1 protein-coding gene and 1 pseudogene are annotated in these 444 nt (G+C 41.2%); both read left to right on the top strand.

From position 1 onward, the window contains the following. A pseudogene (locus CIK04_RS26645) lies at nucleotides 1-84 on the top strand (recombination regulator RecX); the annotation flags it as partial. Nucleotides 85-262: 178 nt separating this feature from the next. Further along, nucleotides 263-444 (top strand): alanine--tRNA ligase-related protein (locus CIK04_RS26640; RefSeq protein WP_142995025.1); only part of this gene is annotated, 182 nt, incomplete at its 3' end.

Raw genomic sequence — 444 nt, 5'->3', positions numbered from 1 at the left:
AGAGTATGCAAAACAAGTTCGCTTTCTCCAATATCGTGGTTTTCATTTGAACAGATACGCTATGCGCTAAGCGATGAAGCATAATGTTTCCGTCCATTCCCTCCTAACTTTTCTCTCCTCACTTTCGTAAAGAAATCATGATTTCTCGCTATTAAACGATTTTTTCATTTCATCCGCTCTTTTCCATAAGAAAACTAGTCGAAGCTTTAAGCATGATCTAACAGTACGCAATTCTAACTCGACTATTTTCAGGAAGAGCTGCATGTACATGAGCACTGATGAGGTTCGTAACGCGTTCCTCAAGTTCTTTGAGAGCAAAGGACACCAAATCGTAGAAAGTTCATCGTTGGTTCCACATAACGATCCGACCCTGCTATTTACTAACGCGGGTATGAACCAATTCAAAGATTGCTTTTTGGGCGCAGAAAAGCGTGCCTACACTCG

The organism is Vibrio sp. 03_296 (genome assembly GCF_002265885.1).
This window is presented reverse-complemented; position numbering and strand designations above follow the sequence as displayed.